The sequence below is a fragment of the Acinetobacter courvalinii genome, from assembly GCF_014635545.1.
In the GTDB taxonomy this organism is placed as follows: domain Bacteria; phylum Pseudomonadota; class Gammaproteobacteria; order Pseudomonadales; family Moraxellaceae; genus Acinetobacter; species Acinetobacter courvalinii.
Window position 1 is genome coordinate 1,878,612 of record NZ_BMDA01000001.1, and the last position, 20,583, is coordinate 1,899,194.

Below are 20,583 nucleotides of genomic sequence, written 5' to 3' on the forward strand. Positions count from 1 at the left end.
AAATAATACTTTGAAAATTTTGGATTAATGGGTGCTATCTACCATTTTATATAGAACTTTTCTCAGGAATCACTGGTGCTACAGGTCATCCACAACCTGCGTGAGATTAATCAAATGCCATTTCTGCGATTAATTTAAAGAGATGATGGAAGTAAACAGGTTTTGTGGATGACAATGGTTTTGGTTACTTTTGCCGAAACAAAAGTAACTCCAGCTGAAGGCTTATCCAAAAATAAGATGAGATCTCTGTAAGATTCCACCGAAGCAAAAAATTAAAACTAAATTTTAACTTGCCGCTTGATAAAACGGTACATCTCCGTTAATCGTGGCACGATGCATAATCCGATGCGCATCACCATAATCAAATAAAGCCTTATGTTGCGTACAACGATTGTCCCAAATTGCCACATCGCCTGCCTGCCACTGCCAACGCAAATGGAACTGCTCATTGGTGGCATGGGCAAATAAATACTGGAGCAATTCAGCACTTTCAGTCTCATCCAGTTCATTAATACGGGTAGTAAAACCTTCACTCACAAACAAAATCGGTTGCCCCGTGACCGGATGCGTTCTCACCACAGGATGAACAACAGGAGGATTACGCTTAAAGGTTTCTTCCAGTTTTTGACGTTCAACATCATTATGCGCAAAACGTTCAATCGGGAAAGACTGACGGATGTCATGGGTTGCGGTTAAACCTTTTAACTTTTGCTGCAAGTCTTGATCCAAGGCAGCAAATGCCGCCGCGCCGCTCGACCACAGGGTATCACCGCCTACAGGTGGAATCTTGATGGCTTGCAATACACAGCCCAATGGCGGTTTCTGGCTAAAAGTCACATCAGTGTGCCAGAGTTCATTGTCACGCAAATCCTGTTTCCAGCTATCGAGCACAATGATTTCAGGAACATTGTCTACCGATGGATAGATCGGATGAATATGCAAAGAACCAAAACCACGCGCCAATTCAGCTTGTGCCTGAGGGGCAAGCTGCTGGTTGCGAAAGAAGATCACATGATGATCCAGCAAAGCCTGTTGAATTTGTTGTGTAGTATTTTCATCAGCCGTGTTTAAATCAACATCGTGAATAATGGCACCGATTGTTGGTTTAATAATTTCAATATTTAACGTCATCTTCTACTACTCACACTTATAACTGTTGGCCATACCAAGGAGATAATTGCTTCTGTAACCAACGCAAAAACAATTCAAAACTTACTGCGACAATCGCAATGACAATAATGCCGAGAACCACGGTATCGGTAATCAGGAATTGTGCCGCCGACTGCACCATAAAACCAATGCCCCGATCTGCTGCAACTAATTCCGAAGCCACCAAGGTTGACCAGCCTACACCCAAACCAATACGGACACCCGTTAAAATATGCGGTAATGCCGTCGGCAGAATCACATGCCAGAATACTTGCGACTGGCTCGCTCCTAAAGATAAAGCTGCACGCTCACGATTGAGCTGATGGCTCAATACGCCATGGGTACTGCTGATAATCACAGGCGCAAGGATCGAAAAGAAAATCAAAAGTACTTTGGTGGTTTCACCAATCCCGAACCAGATCACCAAGAGTGGCAAATAAGCCAAAGGTGGAATCGGACGCAATAACTCAACCAATGGATCAAGCACTGCACGCACCCATTTATTCAGTCCCATCCATAAACCTAAAGGCACACCAATCGCAATCGCGGCAACCAAGGCCAATAAGACCCGAGAAATACTCGCGGCCAGATGCTGCCATAAGGTGGCTTTCATAAAGCCTTGCTGGCTGACTTCAAGGAACTTCTGCCATACCGCTTGCGGACTTGGTAAAAACAGGCTTGGGACAATTTTTAATGCCGTGATCAGATACCAGATCACCAATACGCTCAGTACACTGGAAAGACTGAGTACCAAACTGCGATGACGAGCAACAAAAGCCCCAATTGAACTCAAGATTGAATCCGGCTGTGCATTGTTGGTCGCTTGCAGTTGTTCTGCCTTGCTCAGCTCATAAGCGGTGTTTTTTGCTTGACCCGTCATACAGCCACCTCATGTCCTGCCTGCTTCTGTACGCGTAAGCGTTCAAACAGTTGCTCACGTAACTGGATAAATTGTGGATCCGACTTAATCGCACGGATCGATTCACCTTGCTTATAACGCGCTGCAAAATCCAGCTTTAAAGTTTCGACAATCTGGCCTGGACGCGCCGTCATCAACACCAGCTGATTGCTCAGCAAAAGCGCTTCCTCAATGTCATGTGTGATCAGGAAGAACGATTTATTTTGTTCAATCCATAAATCCAGTACCAACTGCTGCATGATTTCACGGGTAAAGGCATCCAGCGCAGCAAAAGGCTCATCCAGCAAAATGAATGCCGCATGGCTGATCAGGGCACGTGCGATACCGACACGTTGTTTCATGCCCCCAGACAGTTCCCAGATATTGGCTTGAGCCACATGACTTAAACCCACAATTTTCAGGATTGCATCGACTTGCTGTTGAATTTCTTGCACTTTCAAGCCTTTGAGCTGTAAAGCAAAACCGATATTTTCAGAGACATTTAACCAAGGTAACAGTGCATGATCCTGAAACACCACCGCACGGCGTGCATCAGGTGCAGTCACCACTTCATGATCCAGTGTAATCTGGCCCGAACTTGGCTGTTGAAAGCCCGCCAAGATATTCAACAATGTTGTTTTACCACAGCCAGACTCACCCAAAACCACAGTCAAGGTGCCTTCCTCAATCTTAAGATTGATATCTTGCAATACAGGCACGGTCTGTTTGGGAAAGGTTAAATGAAGATGCTCGGCAGCTAATACGCTCATTTCGATCTCCTAGGGCTGTAAGAATTGGGTGGTGACATTCGCTTGATAATCAGGTTTAACTTGATCCACCTTGCCTTGGCTTTTTAGGAATGTTGCGGTATCGAAAATATTTTTGGCGAACTCACCCGCTAAAGTTGCGTGTTGTTGCTGGCCATTCAGATAAATATTGCCTGACAACAGTAAAGGAATATCTTTCACATCGGAGCCTGTCAGCTGAGCAATTTTCTGGATATTGTCCGCATTTTGTTCAAATGCTTTTGGATCCTGCTGATACGCTTCAAGTTGTTTCAAGCTGGTTTTTACGAATGCTTTTAAAAACTCTGGATTTTTTTCAGCGAAATCTTTACGAACCACCCATAAATCATAGGTTGGTGCACCCCACTCGCCGACCTGTTTCGAATCGGTCAAGACATGACCACTGGCTTTGACTTTGCTTAATGCAGGTTCCCAGACATAAGTGGCATCAATATCACCACGCTCCCAAGCAGCCGTGATTTCAGGTGGACGTAAATTAATGATCTTGACTTGGTTATCGGCAATATTCCAATGCTTGAGTGCTGACAACAAGCTGTAATGTGTGGTTGAAACAAACGGCACGGCAATGGTTTTGCCAATCAAGTCTTGCGGGTTTTTGATGCCGGATTTGTTACTCACCACCAATGCTTCTGAGCCACCTAATTTCGCCGTCACCAAAAAGACCTCAATCGGTAAATCACGGCTTGCTGCAGCGGCCAGCGGACTGGAACCGATATTGCCGATCACCACATCACCCGAAGCCAATGCATTGACCACATCTGAACCTGCATCAAACTTACGCCATTGAATGGCTTGCTTACTGTCACGTTCATAATCACCATTGGCCTGTGCAACCTTGGTTGGGTCAACACCTGTCTGATAGGCAATCACCACTGCCTTGTTGTTTTTAGACTGAACAGGCGCAGCATCTTTTTGATTTTGATAGACAATAAAAGCAACAATCGCCACTAGGACGATCGCTGTAACAATTAGCGGCTTGGTGTTCTTGATGCCCATAATTAGATGATCTTTCAACAATATAGGCTTATGGTATGCGGCATGCCTTATGATTAAAAATAAGAAAAAGTGAGTTGCTTATTCCTTTATAAGATAAGAATAAGTCTTAGACAATTTATGCTGTTTTTATCATCAATAGCGATATTTTTCAGTGCTCTTGCATTTAATTTTCCAAACTCCCCTTTTTAAATATTTATGATGCAACTTAATGGAAAAGTAAAATATTAATTCCTGATAATTTCATCTTTAAATCCAATAAATGTATTTATTAAAAAAACCATTTTAAACCATATTCTGAATAAGTTAATAAATACCCATTATTTATCAAAAATAGATATATAAATAAATTTTGATTATTTTCCTGAATATAAAAACAGTCCTAAGATAAAAACATTATCCCGCTGATGTATATAAAGGTTATAAAAATGAATGCTCAATTTGATTCTGCTCAAGCTGCAGAATCCAACTTCACTTCAGACGGTTCTTCAAACGACCCACAAGATATCCTGCAACGCGCACAACAATATGCAGAAGACAATGAGCTTGATTTTACCGGCAGTATTCCGCCTGCTGAAGCATGGTTTCTGGTTCAACAAGGTCATGCCATCTTAGTGGATGTCCGCACCAATGAAGAACGTAAATTTGTCGGTTATGTGCCTGAAAGTATCCATGTGGCGTGGGCAACCGGTACCTCATTCAACCGAAATCCACGTTTCCTGAAAGAACTGGATAGCAAGGTCGGCAAAGACAAAACCATTCTTTTACTCTGCCGTAGTGGTAAACGCTCGGCTTTGGCAGCGACTGCGGCCTTTAGTGCCGGGTTTGCCCAAGTCTATAACGTGCTAGAAGGCTTCGAAGGCGATCTGAACGAACAGCAACAACGAAATCAAAGCAATGGCTGGCGTATTCATCAATTACCTTGGCTACAAGATTGATATGACCTTTGAAGCTTGATGTTTTTTAACCCCTGATTTTGCAAGGAACTCTCGTGAGCCAATGGAAAATACAGCCGGTGGTCGAAGGCTTACAACAAGCACGACACGAATGGCGGGAACGGCAACACCGTATTAAGGAATTTGGTGGACGCGAACTTCCATCCAAAGAGGCGCTTAAATCAATACTGGATGATCTATGCGGCATTCTATTTCCAATGCGGCTTGGACCCAGTGAGCTGCGTCAGGAAACAGAAGATTATTATATTGCCTATACGCTTGACCGGGTTTTGAATGCCCTGTTTGCACAGGTCAAACTGGCTTTAAATTATGAAGCCAAAAGTCGGGTGAAGCAGATTCCCATTTCGAATAACGACAGGCTGCTATATGAACAACAGGTGGCATTGGCACAGACCATCGTACAGGACTTTGCCAACACCTTGCCGGACATCCGTCGTCTACTGGATGCCGATGTCTGTGCAGCCTATGAAGGCGATCCTGCAGCACATAGCGTCGATGAAGTACTGCTCTGCTATCCAGGGATTTTAGCGATTATTCATCATCGTGTCGCCCATCAGCTCTATCACAGTGTACCGCTGCTCTCACGGATTATTTCTGAACTGGCCCATTCAGCCACCGGGATTGATATTCATCCTGGGGCGCAAATTGGTAAAGGCTTCTTTATCGATCATGGTACCGGCGTGGTGATTGGTGAAACCTCGGTGATTGGTGAATATGTCCGCATCTATCAGGCGGTCACGCTCGGCGCAAAACGCTTCGAAGTCAATGAAGATGGCGCACTGAAAAAAGATTATGCCCGTCATCCGGTTGTTGAAGACCACGTGGTGATTTATGCAGGTGCAACCATTTTAGGCTGCATTACCATTGGTAAAGGCTCCATTATTGGCGGCAATGTCTGGCTCACCCATAGCGTTGCAGCAGGTAGCCAGATTTTACAATCCCCCAGCGAGTCCTTGCATAACAGTAAAGTTTAATTAAATGAAGCAGATGGTTTTTAGATTAAACCGTCAATATTCGCATTTTATATTTATTTTTTATAAATATATTCTTATGAGTCATATAATCACAATCCAGCATTATTTATCTCATATTAATATTTTTAAAAATAATAAATCAGCTCTAGTCTAATTCAATAAATGATTAAACCACATTGTAATAAAAACCAACCCTTTTTATTAACAAAGCCAAAAAACAACAGGAAAATTGATTCATGGCAAAAACCACCGACAAAGCCCAACTTGCACTTGGCGATCATGCAGCCAGACAGCTTGCCAACGCCACCAAGACCGTTCCACAACTTTCGACCATTACTCCGCGCTGGCTTACACATTTATTACAATGGATTCCTGTTGAAGCAGGTATTTATCGTGTTAACCGTGTCAGCAACACCGATGATATCCAAGTGGCATGTACGCAACGTGATGAAGCTACATTGCCGCAAACCTTTGTTGATTATGATGCGCAACCGCGTGAATATTTCTTAAATGGTGTGTCTACCGTCTTGGATATTCATACCCGAGTTGCCGATCTTTACAGCAGCCCGCACGATCAAATTAAAGAACAATTGCGCTTAACCATTGAAACCATTAAAGAACGCCAAGAAAGCGAGCTGATCAATAATCCCGAATATGGTTTATTGGCCAGCGTTGCAGATGAACAGCGTATCTCAACTTTAAATGGCCCGCCAACACCAGATGACTTTGATGATTTACTGCGTAAGGTCTGGAAAGAACCCGGTTTCTTCCTGGCACATCCAGATGCGATTGCAGCATTCGGCCGTGAATGTACCCGTCGTGGCGTGCCACCACCAACCGTCAGTTTATTCGGCTCTCAGTTCATCACATGGCGTGGTGTGCCATTGATTCCATCCAACAAGATTCCAGTGGAAGATGGTAAAACCAAAATCCTGCTCCTCCGTGTAGGTGAAAAACGTCAAGGTGTGGTGGGCTTGTTCCAACCGGGCTTGGCAGGTGAGCAGTCACCCGGTCTTTCCGTACGCTTCATGGGCATCAACCGCAATGCGATTGCGTCTTATCTGATCTCACTGTACTGCTCATTGGCGGTATTGACCGAGGATGCGTTGGCTGTACTCGAAGATGTGGAGGTGGACAAATATCATGACTACCCAGTTAACTACAAGTAAGCTTTCATCTACAGCTGCTGGGCAAGGTCATCCGACGGGTTCTGAAGTGGCCGGTGTTCAACCACCGTCCAACTTCCCGGATGAAGCAACACTTTCAAGGCTTGCCACTGAATTTTTTGCTGCATTGCCAAGCTCTGGCAGTGGCCATCCTTCTGGTTTGAATCTGGACCTGCCCAATATCGGTACTCCCCCCCATCACCCCCAACCTGCTGAACCTTTAGCAGCGTTAAGTGGTCGTGCGCCCAATATTGCCTATGAAAAAAGTTTGAATCCTGAATATCCTGAGCATATTCCCAACTATCCCGATTATCCTGAACGTCGTGCCATTGCCTCTGCGCCCGTGGTCGGCGGGGCGAATTTACCTCGTCCACCGATTGAACCAAATTTTCCACAGGCCATTCATAGTGCACCGAATGTACCTTTGGTTGAACCGTCTCGTCCGTCTACAAGCGAGGCATCGCCGTTTTATTTTTTAAATGATTTTGCAGCACCCAGCTCATCTAGCTCTGACTTTGATGCTGCCAGTTTTGCGACTGCACAATCATTTCAATTGCCGTATGGCGATGTGCTAAAAAGTGTGTTGCAGCAAGATTCTCAAGCTTCAACTCAAGCACAAAATAATGCAACTTCAGGCTTTTACTTCTTGGATCTGCCGCAACACAATGCAGGTTATGGCAATTACCAAGCTTCACAACCGCAGTTTGTTGCCAGTGCGGCGCAACCTTTGGATATTCAGGCGATTCGTCGTGATTTTCCCATTTTGCAAGAACGCGTCAATGGCCGTCCTCTGGTCTGGTTTGATAATGCAGCAACCACGCAGAAACCACAAAGCGTGATTGATCGTATTGCCTATTTTTATCAGCACGAAAATTCCAATATTCATCGCGCTGCACATGAACTGGCAGCACGTGCAACTGATGCCTATGAACATGCGCGTAATGTGGTGGCCCGTTTTATTGGAGCAAAATCATCCAAGGAAATCATTTTTGTTCGTGGCACCACCGAAGGCATTAACCTGATTGCCAAAACGTGGGGTGAACAAAATATTGCTGAAGGTGATGAAATCATCGTGTCTCATCTTGAGCATCACGCCAACATCGTACCTTGGTTTCAACTGAGCAAAAAAGTCGGTGCCAAACTCCGCGTCATTCCTGTGGATGATAGCGGTCAAATCATTCTGGAAGAACTGCCAAAACTGATTAATGAACGGACCAAACTGATCTCGATTACCCAAGTGTCCAACGCCTTAGGTACGGTCACGCCTGTCGCCGAGGTGATCAAAATCGCGCATGCCAAAGGTGTACGGGTCTTGGTCGATGGGGCTCAATCGGTTTCGCATATGCCAACCGATGTTCAGGCCATTGACGCTGACTTCTTTGTATTCTCTGGGCATAAAGTGTTTGGACCGACAGGGATTGGAGCTGTCTATGCAAAACCTGAAATTCTGGAAACCATGCCCGTGTGGGAAGGTGGCGGCAATATGATTCAGGATGTGAGCTTTGAACAAGTGGTTTATCAACCTGCGCCAAACAAGTTTGAAGCAGGCACGGGTAATATTGCCGATGCAGTCGGTTTAGGTGCTGCACTGGAATATGTAGAACGCCTCGGCATTCACAATATTGCCCGTTATGAACATGACTTGCTGGAATATGGCCAGCATGCGCTAAGCAGCGTCGCAGGTTTGAAACCGATTGGCACGGCGAAAAACAAAGCCAGTGTGATGTCCTTTACCCTTGCAGGTTATTCAACCGAGCAAGTGGGTAAAGCACTGAATCAACATGGCATTGCGGTACGTTCAGGACATCATTGTGCTCAGCCGATCTTGCGTCGTTTTGGTGTGGAACAGACGGTGCGCCCCTCTTTGGCGTTTTACAACACCACGGAAGAAATTGATTTGCTGGTGTCGGTATTACATCAACTGAGCAGAAACAAACGCAGTGCTTAAGCGCTCTGCAATAAAAAAAGACTGCCTCGGTGCAGTCTTTTTTCTATTCAGGCAAAGGCAACGCTCCAGATCAAGCGTATTGCCACTGCACTCAAGATCACGCCCATCACCCGCTCGAAATACACGCCAAACTCTAAAAAGCGTTTCCGTACAATCGGTTGTGCAAACATGATGCTGACCAAGATAAACCATGATGCATTCACCAGACACATCCAGATGCCATAACCGATTTGAACCTTTAACGGTGTGGTCGGACTCACAATCGTGGTAAAAATCGCCAGAAAAAACACGGTCGCTTTCGGATTCAACGCGTTGGTCAAAAAGCCCATATTAAAGGCTTGGATCAAGCTCGGTTTGCCCAGCGCTTCCCCCGCCAGAATATCCAGATTGGCATTCGGTTGACTACGTAAACATTGCCAGCCCAAATAAATCAAATAAGCCGCCCCAGCTATGCGCAATACCGACATTAACCAGACACTTTGCTGGATCAGCACACCCACACCCACCAAGGTGTAAAACACATGTACCGAAATGCCGACACCAATGCCGATTGCAGTGATACAGCCAATTAAATAACCATATCGCACACTTTGTCGTACTGTAATAATAAAATCAGGACCCGGTAAAACGACTGCCATAAAATGGATCAATGCCAAGGCCAGAAACTCATGTCCATACAACTGCCACATTTGATTTATCTCCATCATGACTACAGGAAAAAGATTGTATTGCGATTTTTAAAGCGCGATAATCCAATCAAAATCCAAATAACTTTTGCTTCATGAGCACAAATCAAGGTCTGGTTCTGTTAACTGAAATGGCAACTTTTGTTAAAGTTGTCGAAACGGAAAGCTTTTCTGAAACGGCACGGCAGCTCGGTTCTACTCCTTCTGCGGTCAGCCGCGCGATTGCCCGTTTAGAGCGTGCTCTAGGCACACGTTTACTGCATCGCACTACCCGTAAACTGCGCTTAAGTGAAAGTGGTCAACAGGTCTATGAGCGCTGTGTCGACATGGTCAATGCGGCACAAGCGGTAATGGAAAGCTCGGGACAGTTTCATATTGAACCACAAGGCGTAATTCGGATCAGTGTGCCCAAAGCCGTTGGGCATTTTATGCTCCATCCACATTTGCCCGAATTCCTGGCACTTTATCCCCAAATTGATATTCAGTTGCTATTGGAAGACCGTTATATTGACTTGATTGATGATGGTGTCGATCTGGCGATTCGTATTACCGAACAGCCACCGGGTGGCCTGATGGGACGAAAACTGATTGATATTGATCATTTAATTTGTGCCACGCCTGAATATCTGCAGCAACATGGCATCCCGCAACATCCACATGATTTAAAGCAGCATCAATGTATTTATTTGGGTGAACAGCCCAATGATTCGAAGTGGAAATTCCAGCAGGAACAGAAATCGATTACGGTGCCAGTCCGTGGTCGTTATGCAGCCAATCATACCGGCGTGCGTCTCAGTGCCGCTTTACAGCATCTCGGCATTGCCAGTTTGCCTTACTTCGTGGCACGCCATGCCTTAGAACAAGGGAGTTTGGTTCAGGTTTTACCTGATTGGCATTTTAAGACCCATTACAGTGGTGGTGCATGGTTGCTCTATCCACCTACCCGTCATGTGCCACCGAAACTCAGTGTCTTCATTCAATATTTGGCAGAAAAATTAGCCGCAGAACCGGTCTTATTTCCGCAAAATACCCCAAGCTAAAACGAGCACTTTCATTTATAAATCTGGCGACAATAGCAAACCAAATGAAAATCAATATATCTTAAAATATTGATTTTCATTTATATATCAATAGAAATCATCCATTCATAAAACAATAAAAAGCATCTTTATTTTTATCCTGCGCAATAGACAATGCACAAAAACAGATATTTTTTGCTGCATAAGTTATTTTTCTTCATTTTGCATAATCGCTAATCTAACAACCAAGTTGTTATAACAAGTTTAAGTGCAATGAACCAACCGATTGTGAATAAAGTAAGTGGCGAACGCCCATTGTATGATCAAGTCTATCAGGCCCTACTGCAACAGATCGTCGAGGGGAGCTATCGGATTCATCAGCAATTGCCATCTGAAAAAGAACTGAGTGAATTATTTAATGTCAGTCGTATCACCATTCGTCAGGCACTTAATCAACTTCAGCTCGAACACCTGGTTTACAAGATTCAAGGCAAAGGTACTTTCGTGAGCGCACCGAAAACCTTCCAAAACATTTCCCAGTTACAAGGCTTTGCAGAAGCTATGACCAATATGGGACATGAGGTGTTTAACGTGGTCAAAGAATTTCGCTTTATTCCTGCCACACCACAAATAGCATCGAAATTAAAACTTTCAGTAAACAGTACCGTGGTGGAAATTAAACGCATTCGCCTGCTTAACCGTAAACCCGTTTCATTTGAACTGACCTATTTACCCGAAGCGATTGGACTAGCTTTGCAAGAGATCAACCTCTCCACGCGCGATGTGTTTTTAGCGATTGAAGAAGATTTATCGATTGCCTTGGGACATGCAGATTTAAACATTGATGCCACCCTTGCTGACGAAGAACTCAGTGAACTGCTGCAGGTCGATATCAATGCACCGCTGTTAAGAGTAGAGCGACTGACTCACGATCATGCTGGACATCCAATTGACTTCGAATATCTCTACTTCTCGGGAGAGACCTTCCAATACCGTTTAAGAGTAGATCGAAAAAGAAATACCTAACGTCACTAACCGTGTGAATTAAAACGCACTCAAAAAGGCACAACATGAATACGATTACACTGGACTATGACATTGTCGTCATCGGTGGGGGGACGGCTGGCCCAATGGCAGCCATCAAAGCCAAAACAGCCAACCCCAACCTGAAAGTTTTACTGATTGAAAAAGCCAATGTGAAACGCAGTGGCGCAATTTCAATGGGCATGGATGGCCTGAATAATGCCGTCATTCCAGGCTACGCCACACCTGAGCAATACACCAAGGAAATTACCATTGCCAATGATGGCATTGTCAATCAAGCCACCGTCTATGCCTATGCCAAACACAGTTTCACCACCATTCAGCAACTGGATCAATGGGGGGTGAAATTTGAAAAAGATGAAACAGGTGAGTACGCGGTCAAAAAAGTCCATCACATGGGCGCTTATGTACTGCCGATGCCTGAAGGTCACGACATTAAAAAAGTCCTGTATCGCCAACTGAAACGTGCTCAGGTCAAGATCAATAACCGCATTGTCACTACTCGCCTGCTGAAAAATGCCGAAGGCGCCATCAATGGTGTACTCGGTTTTGATTGTCGTACGGGTGATTTCTATGTGATCAAAACCAAGGCTGCGATTTTATGTTGTGGGGCTGCTGGACGTTTGGGCCTACCTGCATCTGGCTATCTGATGGGCACCTATGAAAACCCGACCAATGCCGGCGATGGTTATGCCATGGCTTACCATGCTGGGGCTGAACTCTCCAATCTGGAATGCTTCCAGATCAATCCATTGATTAAAGATTATAACGGCCCTGCCTGTGCCTATGTGACCGGTCCATTGGGTGGTTATACCGCCAACAGTAAAGGTGAACGCTTTATTGAATGTGACTACTGGTCAGGCCAAATGATGTGGGAATTTTATCAGGAACTGCAAAGCGGCAATGGCCCGGTGTTCCTGAAAATGGATCATCTGGCCGAAGAAACCATTCAAACCATTGAAGAAATTCTACATAGCAATGAACGCCCAAGCCGTGGACGTTTCCATGAAGGTCGTGGCACCAATTACCGACAAGACATGGTGGAAATGCAGATTTCAGAAATCGGTTTCTGTAGCGGTCACAGTGCTTCCGGGGTGTGGGTCAATGAAAAAGCCGAAACCTCGGTCAAAGGCCTGTATAGCGCGGGCGATATGGCTGCCGTTCCACATAACTACATGCTCGGTGCCTTTACCTATGGCTGGTTTGCTGGGGTCAATGCCGCCGAATATGTCGTAGCACAAGCCGATTCAGAACTGAATGCGCAGGAAATTGAAGCTGAAAAAGCCCGTATTTTTGCGCCTTTACACCGTCCAGAAGGGCTGTCATCGGAACAAGTGGAATACAAGTTGCGTCGTATGGTCAACGACTACTTACAGCCACCGAAAACCCGACAGAAAATTGAGATTGCGCTGAAACGCTTTGAAGAAATCAAAACCGATATCGCCCAGATCAATGCCAGTCATCCCCATGAACTGATGCGTGCCGCCGAAGTCACTGTGATTCGTGACTGCGCCGAAATGGCCGCACGGGCGTCTCTCTTCCGTGAAGAAAGCCGTTGGGGACTCTATCACTACCGTGCAGATTGCCCTGAAAAAAATGATCGAGACTGGTTCTGTCATGCCCATCTGAAAAAGGATCAGCACGGCAATATGCTCAGCTTCAAAAAAGCAGTTGAGCCCTATCTGATCCCGATCGAACAAGATGAAGCCAACTCCTACAACCTGCTACGTATCAATAAAAAATTAGTCGCTGAAACAGTCGAATAAGGAACATCACATGGCTTTTATTTTTAAAGAAATTGCCCACCGCACTGCTGCACCTGTGTTGGTGGATGAAGACAAATGTATTGCGGACAAAGGCTGCACCGTCTGTGTGGATGTTTGCCCAATGGACTTATTGGCGATTCATCCAGAAAGTAACAAAGCCTATATGCAGTTTGATGAATGTTGGTATTGCATGCCATGCGAGAAAGACTGCCCGACCGATGCAATTCAGGTCAACATTCCATATTTACTTAAATGAGGGGAACTACATGAGACTTAACCACTTGGCCCAAAGCCTGATTCTGAGCAGTAGTTTACTGCTGATCTTTAGCCTGACACATGCAGAAAATATCCGCATCGCCATTGGTACGCAAGATACCACCATTAACTGTGCTACAGGCGGCTTGCTGATTCGCGAGTTAAACCTACTACCCAAATATTTGCCAAAAACAGGCAAATATAAAGATGCCAAATACGATATTGTCTGGAAAAATTTTACTTCTGGAGCACCATTAACCAGCGAAATGGTGGCTGGTCGTCTGGATATCGGCGCCATGGCAGACTTCCCCGCGGTGAATAACAATGTCGCGTTTAAAAAGACAGGCAAAGAAAGTATTTTCCTGAGTGTGCTTTCTGGCAGTACCACGGGAAGTGGTAACGGCATCGTGGTTCCGCTGGATTCTGAGGTTAACTCTATCCAAGATTTAAAAGGAAAAACCATTTCTGTACCTTTTGCCTCAACCGCACATGGTCTTTTACTACGTGCTGTTGCTGCACAAGGTTGGGACCCGAAAAAGGATGTCAAAATTATTGCCCAAGCGCCTGAAGTCGCAGGCCCAGCCCTGAAAAGCAATAAGGTTGATGCCCATGCCGACTTCGTTCCTTTTGCAGAATTATTTCCCTACCAAGGTTTTGCCCGCAAAATTTATGACGGCGCACAGGCCAAGACCCCAACCTTTCATGGTTCTTTAGCCAGCAAATCCTATGCCCAGCAATATCCGGAAATTATTCAGGCCTACTTACGCGCGACCATTGAAGCCGATCAACTGATCCGTAAACAACCTGAAAAATATAGTGAACTGATCGCAGCCAAAACCGGTATCCCTGCCGAAGTGGTGTATTTATTTCATGGACCTCTCGGCGTACAGACCCGTGACCTGAGCTGGAAACCTGAATACAAACGTGCTACGCAAACTGCAGTTGACACCTTGAAATATCTGGGACGTGATGATGTTGATCTTAATGTCAATCAATTCATTGATGAGCAATACATTAAAAAAGCCTTCCAAAGCGCCGGCCTGAATTACGCGCAACAACTCAAAAATTACGCTCAATCCCCTCTCGTTGCCAAAGATGCCCTGACGCAAAAACCGATTCAAAGTTTTGATCGGGTCACACAAATTTGGGTCAAAGGCGAAGCCCAAGTGCGTAGTTATGCTACACCTGAAACGGCCTTTGCAGATTTAAATAAATTAAAGCAGAGCGGTAAAAACATCCGTGTGGTGTACAACCAAGACCGTAATTTAAAAATCAAATTACTGGCGAATCTGGCATGGTATGCCACCGATAAAAACGGTCAGATCAGTGCCTTCTTACTGCGTGGAGATGCCAACAATTGGGCCAAAGCACATGGCGGTAAAGTCTATGACTTTAATAATGCCCAAAAGCTAGTGAAATGAACAAATCCCTCCCAACCTCCCTTTAGAAAGGGAGGAGCCTCACGAATCTTAGTCAGTCTTTAGACTCGTGAAAAGTCCCCCTTTTAAAGGGGGATTTAGGGGGATTTTGAGATTCAGGAGAAAACAATATGAATAGTTTAGCGGATACCCAACCGATTCAGTCTAAGGCAATCCGCCCTGTGCTGAAATTTTCAAAAAGTCGTGTCATTTCATACAGCTTAAGTGCCGTGTCACTGGTATTCAGTCTGGTATTTTGGCAACTGGCTTCACAGCATCATTTAAATTTAGGGCTAATCAATTTTGCCAATGTGCCTTCGCCACGAGAAGTGATTCAGTCTTTAGTTGCTTTTGCCGAACTGGATACCGCGCTTGCACATGTCAAAGCCAGTATTACTCGAGTGTTGGTTGGCTTCTTACTCGCGTCAGTGGTTGGGGTCATTTTAGGATTATTGATTGGTTATTCCAAAATGCTGGCGGCTCTATTGATGCCACCTTTGGAAATCTTGCGTCCGATTCCGGCTGTGGCATGGATTCCCTTGGCAATTCTAATGTTTCCATCATCAGAAGCCTCAATGATTTTTATTACCTTTTTAGGTGCGTTATTTCCAATCTTGCTCAATACCATTCATGGCGTTGAAGGCGTGGATCAACGTTTAATTGCTTCCGCAAAAAGTCTGGGGGCGGGTCAGTTTGCCATTTTGCGAGAAGTGATTATTCCAGGCTCTTTACCGAGTATCACCACAGGTCTCGCAATTGGCATGGGTACCTGCTGGTTCTGTCTGGTCACGGCTGAAATGATCTCTGGTCAGCTTGGCATTGGCTATTTCACCTGGGAATCCTTCACCTTGCAAAACTACGCAGACATTATTGTCGGCATGCTGTTGATTGGCGCATTAGGCATGTTCAGCAGTGCTTTTCTGCGCTATCTCGGAAAAAAACTTACCCCTTGGTATCAGTTAAGGAAGGCATAACATGCGTCAGTACGGTCATATTCATTTAAACAATATCAACCTGCATCTGGGTCAGGATAAACAACGCTTTCAGGCACTGGATCAGGTCTCTTTTGACGTTCAGGCGGGTGAATTTGTCTGTTTACTGGGCCCTTCGGGTTGCGGTAAATCAACGCTGCTCGGTGCACTGGCAGGTCATTTACCGATTAGCTCGGGCAGCATGTTACTGGATCAAAAAACTATTGAAAAACCCTCTTCCGACCGTGGCCTGGTGTTCCAGCAGCACACCCTGTTTCCCTGGAAAAGTGTACTGGACAATGTCTGCTTTGGCTTGAAAATGAAAGGCATTTCCAGAGCCCAAAGACAGGAACAGGCAGCACAAATGATTGAACTGGTCGGCTTAAAAGGTTTTGAACATCAATATCCTGCCGAACTGTCTGGTGGTATGCAACAACGGGTTGAAATTGCACGCGTGCTGATTAATCAACCGCGAGTATTGCTGATGGATGAACCCTTTGGTGCACTGGATGCTCAGACTCGTTTAAAGATGCAGGAACTGCTGCTTGAAATCTGGCAAAGCATTCAGACCTCGGTGCTGTTCATTACCCACGATATTGATGAGGCCTTGTTTCTGGCGGATCGGGTCCTGATCATGAGTCATCGTCCGGGACGTATTATCGAAGAAATCAAACTGGATTTCCCCCGCCCAAGACATGTTGATCTGGTGACTTCGACCGAATTTACCCAAATTAAAAAACATTGCATACAAGTATTAAAACAGGCCACCCAAGCCGAACTGAGCCGGTTAAATCCACTCGGTTTAAATCAGAAAGCCGCTGTTTAGGAAGCATAAAAGATGAGTTTAAATTACCCAATCCTGACAGATATTGATGCTGATTATGCCGATTATCTCCATCAACTGAATCAGGACGATGAAAATATCCGCTTTGTCGCAATGATGAATATTGCCGATGAGGAACAAACCGAATTGTTAAGCTGGTTACAGCATGCCGTGTTACATGATCCTGCCAGCAAGGTTCGTGAGTTGGCAGCCACCCGTTTAGAGGGCTGGGAGGATGCAACGTCTTTAAATACCTTGGCCCAAGCCTTGAGCGACCCCCATGAAAATGTGCGTGTTGCAGCCGCGCAAAGCTTAAGTGAAATTAAATATCCCGAATCTGCTGGTCATTTGGCAAGTTATTTAAGGCATCAAGATGACTTTGTGCTTGCTTCAGTGTTAAGGGCAATTAAGGAATTACGCGCTGAGCAGCTGTTTGATGATATTTTGCAACAGCTACAACATGTCAATCCTTTGGTACGTAAGGAAGCCGTCAGCAGCTTAAGCTGGCTGCAGAAGCCTGAGGGATTATCTGCTTTGGCACAAATTGCCCAGTTTGATGTTGAAACTGAAATCCGTCGTATCGCCACAGGCGGTTTGGCAGCCAGTCAAGCTTTAACACCCGAGATTTTATCGGCCTTACACAGTTCTCTTACCGCCGAAGCATGGCAACTGCGGGTCGAAGCTGCCTTGACCATTGGAAAACTAAAAGCCTTCGAATTAGAACAACCGCTTTTGCAACAGCTGGAGGATACTTACTGGCAAGTACGGATTGCGGTGGCCCGCAGTTTAGGTTTACTTCGGTACAAAGCTGCAATTGCCAAACTTCAGGAAAATTTCCAGCATGACATCAGCAACCTACGTAAAGAAGTGGCGATTGCCTTAGGGGAAATTGGTGGAGAACAGGCCCAGCATATTTTATTGCAACATGCAGAAGATCCGGATCCTGAAGTACGTAAATCGATCCGTATCGGGCTGGCACTCATTCAGGAGAAACAAGATGTCGCTTGAACCAGATCAGCTTAAAGTCGATACCGAACAGCAACGCCTATTGCTGTCTTGGCAGGATGGCACAGAAAAGCAGTTTAGCCATGCCCAACTGAGAGCCAGTTGTCCTTGCGGGTTTTGTCGAGCCAAACGTCTACGTCAGCAAGAAATTCAATATCCAGAGCATGTTGCCATCTCTGCAATCTACTCACAAGGTTACGGCATTCAAATCTGTTTTGATGATGGACATGACCAAGGTATCTTTCCCTGGGCATTTTTAAAAGCCTTGAATCTGTCATAAAACATTCAAATAACTTATATATAAACCCTACAAGGATATGAATTTTTTAGATTTATAAAACAAAATTTAAGTGTAATATATTTAACAAATAAGTTGAGTATATTACATGAAAATAACCTTACTCATTTCCTCCCTCCCCACCCAGAACACCACAACACGGATGCGGGTATGGCGATCACTCAAAGCCTGCGGCGCAGCCACACTAAGAGATGGGGTATATATTCTGCCGGTAGAGCATTCAGAAAAGTTTGATACGATTGCCGAAAATCTAATTGCAGAACATGGCAGTGCCTATCTATTTGAAACCATTGCCTCAGAACACCTGGATCTCGTACAGCTATTTAACCGGAAAGAAGACTATGAAGCGCTCTATCAGCAGCTCAGCCAGCTAAGACAGGCACTCAACCAGACCGATAAAAAAGAACTGCTGAAACAGATCCGCAAGCTACGCAAGCAGCTCGATGCATTAATTGAAATTGACTATTTCCCAACCGAAGCACAGCAGCAAACGGTTCGGGAACTCAATGCAGTTGAACAGAGCATTTTACGTTGCGGTGAAACCGATGAACCGCATGCCCTATACGGCGATATTCAGATCCTACACAAACAGGACTTTCAAAATAGGGTGTGGGCCACCAGAAAACACCCATGGATTGATCGTTTAGCATCCGCCTGGCTCATCCAGAATTTTATTGACCCTGAGGCAACCTTCATCTGGTTAGACACACCAAACGATTGTTCAGCCACTGCTCTGGGATTTGATTTTGATGGCGCCCGCTTTAGTCATATCGATCATTGGGTCACGTTTGAAACCTTATTGCACAGTTTTGCTCTGCATCAACATTCTGCTTTAAAGCAGATTGCGGAAATTGTGCATTTTCTTGATGTTGGTGGTGTGGAGCCACCCGAAGCAATCGGAATTGAAAAAGTCATCCAAGGCTTAAGAACTAAAATTACGGATGATGATCAGTTACTTGAACTCTCTAATTATGTCTTTGATGGCCTCTATGCCAATTTTTCTCGAGAATGATCATGCAACAAAAACAAATCAATGAGCTCGATCAGCCCATCGCCGCTGTACCCTTTTGGCAAGCCTTGCTGTTCTGGCTGAAACTGGGGTTTATCAGTTTTGGCGGACCGGCAGGCCAGATTGCAGTGATGCATCAGGAACTGGTCGAAAATAAACGCTGGATCTCTGAAAAAAGATTCTTACATGCATTGAATTATTGCATGCTCCTGCCCGGTCCCGAGGCACAACAGCTGGCCACCTATATTGGCTGGCTCATGCATCGAACAGCGGGCGGGCTGGTGGCAGGGATTCTGTTTGTACTTCCCGCATTGTTTATCCTGATTGCTCTGTCCTGGATTTATGTACAGTTTGGTGATGTACCGATCATTGCAGGACTATTTTATGGCATTAAACCTGCAGTCACGGCGATTGTGTTTCATGCGACTTATCGTATTGGCAGTCGCTCACTTAAAAATCCGTTTATGTGGGGGATCGCCGCTGCCGCATTTATTGCCATCTTTATGTTTAATGTTCCTTTTCCCCTGATCGTTTTAGCAGCTGCCTTGACCGGCTATCTGCTCAGCAGGAAAAAACCGGATTTATTTACGGCTCAGGCAGCCCATCAAAACAGCCATAAAAGCTATGGAGCCGCCCTGATTGATGATGATACCCCGACACCAGCGCATGCCATTTTCCGCTGGCGCAATCTCGTCAAAATCCTGCTCATTGCAGCATTACTTTGGTGTGTGCCAATGTTGCTTTTAACTTTGGGATTGGGTTGGCACCATACTTATACCCAGATGGCATGGTTCTTTACCAAGGCCGCCCTACTCACTTTCGGCGGTGCTTATGCCGTATTGCCCTATGTCTATCAGGGTGCAGTCAATCATTATGCATGGCTAAGTCCCACTCAAATGATTGATGGTCTGGCACTGGGCGAAAGTACTCCCGGCCCTCTGATCATGGTGGTGGCATTCGTGGGTTTTCTAGGGGCGTACAATCATGCTGTATTGGGTGCTGAACAGCTGTTTTTGGCAGGTGCGCTCGGCGCCGTAATTGTCACATGGTTTACCTTCTTATTTTCATTTGTATTTATTCTGGCAGGCGCGCCAGTCATTGAATCAACCCATAATGAACTGAAATTCACGGCACCCCTCACCGCCATTACGGCCGCCGTGGTCGGAGTCATTTTAAATCTGGCTTTATTCTTTAGCTATCATGTGCTGTGGCCAAAGGGCTTTAACCACCCGTTTAATTATGAAGCAGCCTGTATTACCCTTGCAGCGCTGATTGCCTTATTCAAATTCCAGATCAATGTGTTGTATGTGATATTTGCCTCAGCATTTTGTGGCCTGATCTTATATATCGGTGCTTAAGCAGATGCATCGGGTAGCGTAAAATCCTACTCGATGCCACT

Annotated in this window: 20 protein-coding genes; 15 read left to right on the forward strand and 5 right to left on the reverse strand. The window is 45.2% G+C overall.

All coding sequences use genetic code 11. The features are described from left to right. Nucleotides 1–285: 285 nt before the first annotated feature. Genes tauD through tauA form a run of 4 tightly spaced genes read right to left on the reverse strand, consistent with a single transcriptional unit; the run spans nt 286 to nt 3,867 of the window. Entirely contained in the window at nt 286–1,131 is an 846-nt protein-coding gene (gene tauD, locus IEV39_RS08580; RefSeq protein ID WP_005284437.1) for a taurine dioxygenase, read from the reverse strand. A gap of 16 nt (nt 1,132–1,147) precedes the next feature. Next, nucleotides 1,148–2,029: a taurine ABC transporter permease TauC gene (gene tauC / locus IEV39_RS08585; RefSeq protein WP_005284433.1), complete on the reverse strand. Its 882-nt coding sequence runs from the start codon at nt 2,027–2,029 to the stop codon at nt 1,148–1,150. Beyond that, a complete protein-coding gene (locus tag IEV39_RS08590) occupies nt 2,026–2,817 on the reverse strand; it encodes a taurine ABC transporter ATP-binding protein (protein ID WP_005284432.1) in 792 nt (263 codons plus the stop codon). The genes tauC and IEV39_RS08590 overlap by 4 nt, the downstream gene beginning before the upstream one ends. 9 nt (nt 2,818–2,826) lie before the next feature. After that, the gene (gene tauA / locus IEV39_RS08595) at nt 2,827–3,867 is read right to left on the reverse strand and encodes a taurine ABC transporter substrate-binding protein (protein ID WP_171067871.1); all 1,041 of its coding nucleotides are present in this window, start codon (nt 3,865–3,867) and stop codon (nt 2,827–2,829) included. A gap of 407 nt (nt 3,868–4,274) precedes the next feature. On the opposite strand from tauA, the gene IEV39_RS08600 reads away from it, so the two are divergent. The 4 genes from IEV39_RS08600 (at nt 4,275) to IEV39_RS08615 (ending at nt 8,890) form a co-directional block, all read left to right on the forward strand. Then, entirely contained in the window at nt 4,275–4,784 is a 510-nt protein-coding gene (locus IEV39_RS08600; RefSeq protein WP_005284425.1) for a rhodanese-like domain-containing protein, read from the forward strand. Nucleotides 4,785–4,819: 35 nt separating this feature from the next. Next, the gene (gene epsC, locus IEV39_RS08605; protein WP_126687447.1) at nt 4,820–5,776 is read left to right on the forward strand and encodes a serine O-acetyltransferase EpsC; all 957 of its coding nucleotides are present in this window, start codon (nt 4,820–4,822) and stop codon (nt 5,774–5,776) included. Nucleotides 5,777–6,012: 236 nt separating this feature from the next. Further along, nucleotides 6,013–6,945 (forward strand): family 2A encapsulin nanocompartment shell protein, encoded by a 933-nt coding sequence (locus IEV39_RS08610; RefSeq protein ID WP_005284419.1) that lies wholly within the window; start codon nt 6,013–6,015, stop codon nt 6,943–6,945. Beyond that, nucleotides 6,920–8,890, forward strand: coding sequence for a family 2A encapsulin nanocompartment cargo protein cysteine desulfurase (locus IEV39_RS08615; protein WP_005284416.1), 1,971 nt, complete (start codon nt 6,920–6,922; stop codon nt 8,888–8,890). Before IEV39_RS08610 ends, IEV39_RS08615 begins: the two co-directional genes overlap by 26 nt. Before the next feature lie 47 nt (nt 8,891–8,937). Here IEV39_RS08615 and IEV39_RS08620 read toward each other — a convergent pair whose 3' ends face one another. Continuing rightward, the gene (locus IEV39_RS08620) at nt 8,938–9,579 is read right to left on the reverse strand and encodes a LysE family translocator (protein ID WP_005284413.1); all 642 of its coding nucleotides are present in this window, start codon (nt 9,577–9,579) and stop codon (nt 8,938–8,940) included. Between the two features lie 92 nt (nt 9,580–9,671). Between IEV39_RS08620 and IEV39_RS08625 the strand changes: the two genes are divergently transcribed. The 11 genes from IEV39_RS08625 (at nt 9,672) to chrA (ending at nt 20,542) form a co-directional block, all read left to right on the forward strand. Then, on the forward strand, nt 9,672–10,616 hold the full coding sequence (locus IEV39_RS08625) for a LysR family transcriptional regulator (RefSeq protein ID WP_005284410.1): 945 nt from the start codon (nt 9,672–9,674) through the stop codon (nt 10,614–10,616). A 252-nt stretch (nt 10,617–10,868) separates the two neighbouring features. After that, a complete protein-coding gene (locus IEV39_RS08630; protein WP_005284407.1) occupies nt 10,869–11,621 on the forward strand; it encodes a GntR family transcriptional regulator in 753 nt (250 codons plus the stop codon). 44 nt (nt 11,622–11,665) lie between these two features. Then, nucleotides 11,666–13,405 (forward strand): fumarate reductase/succinate dehydrogenase flavoprotein subunit, encoded by a 1,740-nt coding sequence (locus IEV39_RS08635; protein ID WP_005284404.1) that lies wholly within the window; start codon nt 11,666–11,668, stop codon nt 13,403–13,405. Nucleotides 13,406–13,415: 10 nt separating this feature from the next. Further along, on the forward strand, nt 13,416–13,661 hold the full coding sequence (locus IEV39_RS08640; protein ID WP_005229296.1) for a 4Fe-4S dicluster domain-containing protein: 246 nt from the start codon (nt 13,416–13,418) through the stop codon (nt 13,659–13,661). A 10-nt stretch (nt 13,662–13,671) separates the two neighbouring features. Beyond that, nucleotides 13,672–15,081: an ABC transporter substrate-binding protein gene (locus IEV39_RS08645; RefSeq protein WP_005284401.1), complete on the forward strand. Its 1,410-nt coding sequence runs from the start codon at nt 13,672–13,674 to the stop codon at nt 15,079–15,081. 128 nt (nt 15,082–15,209) lie between these two features. After that, nucleotides 15,210–16,052: an ABC transporter permease gene (locus IEV39_RS08650; protein WP_005284399.1), complete on the forward strand. Its 843-nt coding sequence runs from the start codon at nt 15,210–15,212 to the stop codon at nt 16,050–16,052. A 1-nt stretch (nt 16,053) separates the two neighbouring features. Then, nucleotides 16,054–16,875, forward strand: coding sequence for an ABC transporter ATP-binding protein (locus IEV39_RS08655; protein ID WP_005284396.1), 822 nt, complete (start codon nt 16,054–16,056; stop codon nt 16,873–16,875). A 12-nt stretch (nt 16,876–16,887) separates the two neighbouring features. After that, nucleotides 16,888–17,880 carry a HEAT repeat domain-containing protein gene (locus IEV39_RS08660; protein WP_005284393.1) on the forward strand — a complete coding sequence of 331 codons (993 nt, stop codon included), beginning with the start codon at nt 16,888–16,890 and terminating at the stop codon, nt 17,878–17,880. Beyond that, the gene (locus IEV39_RS08665) at nt 17,870–18,157 is read left to right on the forward strand and encodes a DUF971 domain-containing protein (RefSeq protein ID WP_005284390.1); all 288 of its coding nucleotides are present in this window, start codon (nt 17,870–17,872) and stop codon (nt 18,155–18,157) included. The genes IEV39_RS08660 and IEV39_RS08665 overlap by 11 nt, the downstream gene beginning before the upstream one ends. A gap of 106 nt (nt 18,158–18,263) precedes the next feature. Further along, nucleotides 18,264–19,187 (forward strand): chromate resistance protein ChrB domain-containing protein, encoded by a 924-nt coding sequence (locus IEV39_RS08670; RefSeq protein ID WP_005284387.1) that lies wholly within the window; start codon nt 18,264–18,266, stop codon nt 19,185–19,187. Between the two features lie 2 nt (nt 19,188–19,189). Further along, nucleotides 19,190–20,542, forward strand: coding sequence for a chromate efflux transporter (chrA, locus tag IEV39_RS08675; RefSeq protein WP_005284384.1), 1,353 nt, complete (start codon nt 19,190–19,192; stop codon nt 20,540–20,542). Nucleotides 20,543–20,583 lie beyond the last annotated feature (41 nt).

Excerpts from the sequence above, each read along its gene's own strand:
- IEV39_RS08635 (WP_005284404.1), top strand. The coding sequence starts at position 11,666 with ATGAATACGATTACACTGGACTATGACATTGTCGTCATCGGTGGGGGG.
- IEV39_RS08590 (WP_005284432.1), bottom strand. The coding sequence starts at position 2,817 with ATGAGCGTATTAGCTGCCGAGCATCTTCATTTAACCTTTCCCAAACAG.
- IEV39_RS08645 (WP_005284401.1), top strand. The coding sequence starts at position 13,672 with ATGAGACTTAACCACTTGGCCCAAAGCCTGATTCTGAGCAGTAGTTTA.
- IEV39_RS08650 (WP_005284399.1), top strand. The coding sequence starts at position 15,210 with ATGAATAGTTTAGCGGATACCCAACCGATTCAGTCTAAGGCAATCCGC.
- IEV39_RS08665 (WP_005284390.1), top strand. The coding sequence starts at position 17,870 with ATGTCGCTTGAACCAGATCAGCTTAAAGTCGATACCGAACAGCAACGC.
- IEV39_RS08600 (WP_005284425.1), top strand. The coding sequence starts at position 4,275 with ATGAATGCTCAATTTGATTCTGCTCAAGCTGCAGAATCCAACTTCACT.
- IEV39_RS08620 (WP_005284413.1), bottom strand. The coding sequence starts at position 9,579 with ATGTGGCAGTTGTATGGACATGAGTTTCTGGCCTTGGCATTGATCCAT.
- IEV39_RS08655 (WP_005284396.1), top strand. The coding sequence starts at position 16,054 with ATGCGTCAGTACGGTCATATTCATTTAAACAATATCAACCTGCATCTG.
- tauD (WP_005284437.1), bottom strand. The coding sequence starts at position 1,131 with ATGACGTTAAATATTGAAATTATTAAACCAACAATCGGTGCCATTATT.
- chrA (WP_005284384.1), top strand. The coding sequence starts at position 19,190 with ATGCAACAAAAACAAATCAATGAGCTCGATCAGCCCATCGCCGCTGTA.
- IEV39_RS08615 (WP_005284416.1), top strand. The coding sequence starts at position 6,920 with ATGACTACCCAGTTAACTACAAGTAAGCTTTCATCTACAGCTGCTGGG.
- IEV39_RS08640 (WP_005229296.1), top strand. The coding sequence starts at position 13,416 with ATGGCTTTTATTTTTAAAGAAATTGCCCACCGCACTGCTGCACCTGTG.
- tauC (WP_005284433.1), bottom strand. The coding sequence starts at position 2,029 with ATGACGGGTCAAGCAAAAAACACCGCTTATGAGCTGAGCAAGGCAGAA.
- IEV39_RS08610 (WP_005284419.1), top strand. The coding sequence starts at position 6,013 with ATGGCAAAAACCACCGACAAAGCCCAACTTGCACTTGGCGATCATGCA.
- IEV39_RS08660 (WP_005284393.1), top strand. The coding sequence starts at position 16,888 with ATGAGTTTAAATTACCCAATCCTGACAGATATTGATGCTGATTATGCC.
- IEV39_RS08670 (WP_005284387.1), top strand. The coding sequence starts at position 18,264 with ATGAAAATAACCTTACTCATTTCCTCCCTCCCCACCCAGAACACCACA.
- IEV39_RS08630 (WP_005284407.1), top strand. The coding sequence starts at position 10,869 with ATGAACCAACCGATTGTGAATAAAGTAAGTGGCGAACGCCCATTGTAT.
- IEV39_RS08625 (WP_005284410.1), top strand. The coding sequence starts at position 9,672 with ATGAGCACAAATCAAGGTCTGGTTCTGTTAACTGAAATGGCAACTTTT.